This is a genomic window from Candidatus Hydrogenedentota bacterium (genome assembly GCA_012523015.1).
Lineage (GTDB): Bacteria > Hydrogenedentota > Hydrogenedentia > Hydrogenedentales > CAITNO01 > JAAYBJ01.
Genome location: JAAYJI010000047.1, coordinates 1 through 4,633, shown reverse-complemented (window position 1 = coordinate 4,633; position 4,633 = coordinate 1). Strand labels below are relative to the sequence as shown.

The following is a 4,633-nucleotide window of genomic DNA, read 5'->3' as shown; positions in this document are numbered from 1 at the left end:
GGTGAGGGACTTGGGCCGATTCTTCCTGCAGGAACTGGATGCAGTCCTGCCATGCCCTTGGCTGAATATCAGTTACATCGCTCATCCATTATACCTCCACGTCTTTGAGTTTGTTCTTTGTGTGTGATACGGAGGCGCCAAAATCCTGAAGTTCTTCCTCAGTATCTTGCCACTGTTGTTTTGCCTGCTTCTGCGCCTGCTGGTCTAGTTTTTTATTCTCTATTCCCGCTTCCGCAATGGAACGGACCTGGGACACATTCACTTCCAAGCCCTGAAAATACTCCCCCATGGTTTCGGAGAATTTGTTGCCAATGAAGGCATTCACATCCTCCTGCAAGTCTTTAATTTTTCCCTTGAACATTTCAACAATGGACTTACGAATTTCTCGGGGATCGACTTTGTATACATCATCAACGTATTCCACCTTATGTTTATAGAGGAAAAGTGTGCACAATCGACGCTCAGTATAACTCTTTCGTATCGTTTTCTTGTCGATATTAACGCATGAGATAATGTCTAGGTCTAGATAAAGCCTTGGCAAGTTAATTTTTGGTGGTGTCAAATTAATATCAAAGGTGTCTTTGGTCTCATCAGCAATTGCTTTAACAATAGGACTTATGTGCGCCTCTATTTTTTTTGCAAGATATTCCTGCTCCTTCAATACGATTGGCTCTAAGCCATCTGCCATTGCTTGGAGTGTCTTTCTCATTTTCGCATTCAGGGAGTCGCTAATTTCACGGGAGAACTGCTCAGCATCGTCTTGGGAAGAAAACTCCAGAACCTCATTACCCGTAAACACTTTATTGATAGAGTCTGATTTCTTGGATTTAGGAAAGATATCGATAAACACATCAAGTGTTGAGCGTTCTTGATCTTTCTTTATTTTTTCCTGCGCATCAAGTTCACGGCCTTTTTGTTTTGCCAACGCCTTCACCATAGACTCCGCACTTGACTGTAGAGCATCCAGTTCGGTGTTGAGTTTTTTGCCTATTGTATCGACAGCGGAGCCAACAATGACTTGCAATTTTGCCTGCGCCTTTCTGAGGTCTTCCAAGTAACCGTTCATGGTGCGTATGGTGCTCTGTAAGGTATCAAGACTTTGCGTCAGTGATGTTCTTTGACCTTTCGCCTGGTCCTCAAAAAACTTGCCTGTGGCTGCAATTTTATCCACGGCGGAGTCCAAACACAATGGTGCGGCCCGATAAAGTGAGGCGCTCACCACACTTTTCAACGGACTGTCCATAAATGACCTCTGCCACAAGATATTGCTTCCCTCCAGAAAATCACGGTGCCCCCCCTGCTTGAGTTTTTTTTCGGCCAGAACCATGCCAAAAGCCTGCTCGGCAAAGTCCATTACCCATGAACTATCGGCTTGGTCCGGCAATTTGCCGTTGTTCTCCAAGGACCGAATTGCCTTGTTTGCAAGTAATGCCGGAAAGGCGCAGGTGGGAAAGGTGCAGCCCTCAACTGTAAGTACCGTGCCATCTTCGAGTGGTATATCAGGAAAAAGGCGCTGACACAATGCCGCCCCATTGTCTTTTTTGCGTTCCGCAGCAGACATCTCATCGAATTTGTTTAAAAACACATAAAGCGGAACGCCATTATGCACCCGGGCGTTATGCACCCAGGAGCGAATCTCGGCAAATGCCTCTCCATCTTTCTGTGTCGGCGCCACCACAACGACTATTGCCGCTGCTTGTTGCAGTTGTTGTTTCACGACCCCCTTCAAGTGTCCCTGGCCTGCCTCATTGGGCCCTGGAGTATCTATCAGCGTCAATTTTCCGAGCGTGTTACTCACACGATTGGTCAGTGAGATGAACTCCACCTCGATCTCGGGAAAGTCATCGATTTGGCTGTAGCTCTCCAACGGACTCGGCAAATCGAATTCCGGCAGTTGGCTAATACGGACAAGGTCATTCAGGTCGGTCATGAAGTCTGCAATTTGCGCCTCGCCCCGATATTCAGTATGAATCTCTGTAAGTTTTCCGGAACGGATTCGTTCCAGCGTCCCGATGTAATCATCTCCGTCCCTTTCTTTTAAGGAAAACTTCATTTTTGCAATCGCGGCGATGGTATTGTTAAACGGCTCCGGTTTTAGAAACTTCAGGACCGGCTCCTTACACCCATCAACATGCGTGATGAGAGTGGGCATGGTCGTCATGGCGCCACTCCGGCTTGGAAGCACTTCCGCGCCAACGATGGCATTAATTAATGTGGATTTTCCCGCCTTCATGGGGCCGATAACAGCCAAGGTCATGCGCAATTGGTCAACCTTGGCCTTCTCTTCTTGAATTTGACACACATACTTATCAATTTCTTCTGCGCTGGCCAACGCGTATTTTCCGCTTCCGGTCGGTCTGCATTTGTCAAGGACATTTTGAAGCATCGAAAGATGCGCCAAGACGTTTTCCTGACACTCCTGAATCACCCTGTTCGCCAGACTCATATCGCGGGGAGGACTACTTTGCTCCGTATCAAAGATGGAAGCGGAAATAACCGGTTTCTTCCCGTCGCACCCCGAGGGCGCGTCCTGAAACTCTTCACGTATGAAAGCAAAATTATCGGGGCTTACCCCTGCATTTTCTATGATAAAATCAAAGTTTTGTTTGCGCGCTCCGGAAAGGAATTCCAAGAGGTAATAAAGTCTGTATTGGGGACGAAAGACGAGGCGCTGCCGGGGCTGGTGAAGATGGGGGATGTGCATGAGACTGTAGATGATGCCGCCACAGAGAAACACGGCTGCCGCACAAAAGAACGTGGTGCTATACTGGGGCGCACTGCGATCCATAAAGAACCAGACCATACCCGTGCCCAAGGCGGTGAAGGTTGTGCTTACGGCGGCCGCCTGCCCTAAGCGCGTACCCCGATTATGGGCTTCGCTCAAGCCGATGACAATGGATGAGGAAACAGGCTGAAGCAAGTGCACGCCGGCGCTCATGGATACCATGCTCAGGATCATAAAGGGATAGCCCGTTCCTTTGAGCGCTAAAAAGCTTAGCCCCGTGGCGGAGAGTAAGGTGCCTACCAAGCCGACCCGCGTCAAGGGGAGCATGCAAAGCAAGCCTGTCATCATGACGACGAGAAAACCGGGCAATTCGCGAGGAAACTCGAGATAACCCCGTGCGTCGGCACTGAGATGGAAGGTGTCGGACAGAAAGTTGTTGAAGGTAGAATCGTGGATGCTGGTTGCCATAGCGGTACACGACAGCGCCGCATAGAAAATATACAACTGGTATTTGAAGGGAATGGATTTCATTCGCCGATCCTTGTTCGGGGGGGAGGGGAAAGGGGTAAAAGCACCTTATTTTATCGTAAAAAAGGTACTCAATAAAATAAAACAGAGCGCCTATAGGAAAAAATTCCGCAGAAGGTATGGGTACAGGCAGATTAAAACAAGGATGACCCCAAGAGAGCGTTCTTATAACAGCGCCCTTTTGAGGTCATCATACAAAATCACGTGATCGCGATGGGCAATGCGCTCAGGCTGAGCCGCTCGCCTTTACCACGCCTCTAAAGGAATTAACGCAGGCGTATCGGCGCGGACCGCCTCACAGCTGCCCGGCGTCAACAGTACTGCCAAGCGTTCTTCTTGTACTTGGCTGAGACTATGTTGAAAGCCGACCTGCCGAATATTGGGTGTTTCCAAGTCCCATTCTTCTTTGGGTTCTGTGGAGAAATATTGAATTGATGTCGTTGAAGGGGATAGGACATCCATAAAAAGGCGTTCATTGTCTTGTTCGAGCACAGCAGCGGTATTGCTGCTTGCATCGCTCATGGTTGCGGGGGTAGTCATGGCCCAGCAGAGTTCTGCCGGCTCAAGGGCGGCGCAGACTTCATCTTGAATCAACACGCGTCCATCGGGCAGCAGTCTGAAACCGCGCAGCGCCTTAGACAGCTGTCCTGCGTAGACCTCTGTCATATCGATAATGGTGAAGGCGTTCTTCGGATCTTCGGAGAAACGAAGAATGCTTCCCTTTCCTTTCACAAGCTGCGCCTCATTATTGATGGTCTGCGTGTTGTGACTGCTGTTGTGGTAGCGATAAATGCGCCAGCGATCCGATTCCTGTTTCATGTTCCAAAGGGTGAGCCCCCGGGCTTCGAGGTCGCCGTAGCCTCTGCCCATGGGATCCAAAGCCCAGCGTTTTCCGTCAGCCTCCAACACAAAAGAACCGATGTCCATATGCCCATGGTTGGCGGCGGGCGTACCCGCTTTAATGGCTAAAAACACAGCGCCGGGATCAGACCAAGAACTGCGATGGACGGCAATAGGATTGATCCCTTCGCCTTTCCAGTGGAGCGGACGCTCCGGCACAGCAGGGCGTTGCCCGTCCCACCACAAAAGGATCAATGGAAAGACGCGGTTTTTGCCCGACGATTTGCCGGCAAGGGTCTTTTCCAGCCAGAAATGATCGGCATAAGCCAGCGCCGGTTCTTCCAACCGCTTGGCAAACCAGTTGACAGCGGGCCATGCCGAGTTCCGTGAACCGCAATCGCTGAAGGGGAAATGATCGCCTGTGGGGCCGGGCATGTACAAGGGGAAGGAGCCTGTTTCACGAAATCCGGGGAAGTCGACCTACCCAAAGTCTGTATGCAAGGAAGATTCGAAGACGGCGATGGCGAGAATGTTGAAGGT

The 4,633-nt window shown here is 50.1% G+C and carries 2 protein-coding genes; both read right to left on the bottom strand.

The genetic code is table 11. The features are described 5' to 3' along the window. Nucleotides 1–88: 88 nt before the first annotated feature. The gene (locus GX117_02110) at nucleotides 89–2,938 is read right to left on the bottom strand and encodes a hypothetical protein (protein ID NLO32142.1); all 2,850 of its coding nucleotides are present in this window, start codon (nucleotides 2,936–2,938) and stop codon (nucleotides 89–91) included. Nucleotides 2,939–3,499: 561 nt separating this feature from the next. After that, a complete protein-coding gene (locus GX117_02105; GenBank protein ID NLO32141.1) occupies nucleotides 3,500–4,528 on the bottom strand; it encodes a hypothetical protein in 1,029 nt (342 codons plus the stop codon). Between the last annotated feature and the right edge of the window lie 105 nt (nucleotides 4,529–4,633).

What these genes read in the sequence shown, in the direction of transcription:
- GX117_02110 (NLO32142.1), bottom strand. Translation starts at nt 2,938, where the DNA reads ATGAGCGCCGGCGTGCACTTGCTTCAGCCTGTTTCCTCATCCATTGTC.
- GX117_02105 (NLO32141.1), bottom strand. Translation starts at nt 4,528, where the DNA reads ATGCCCGGCCCCACAGGCGATCATTTCCCCTTCAGCGATTGCGGTTCA.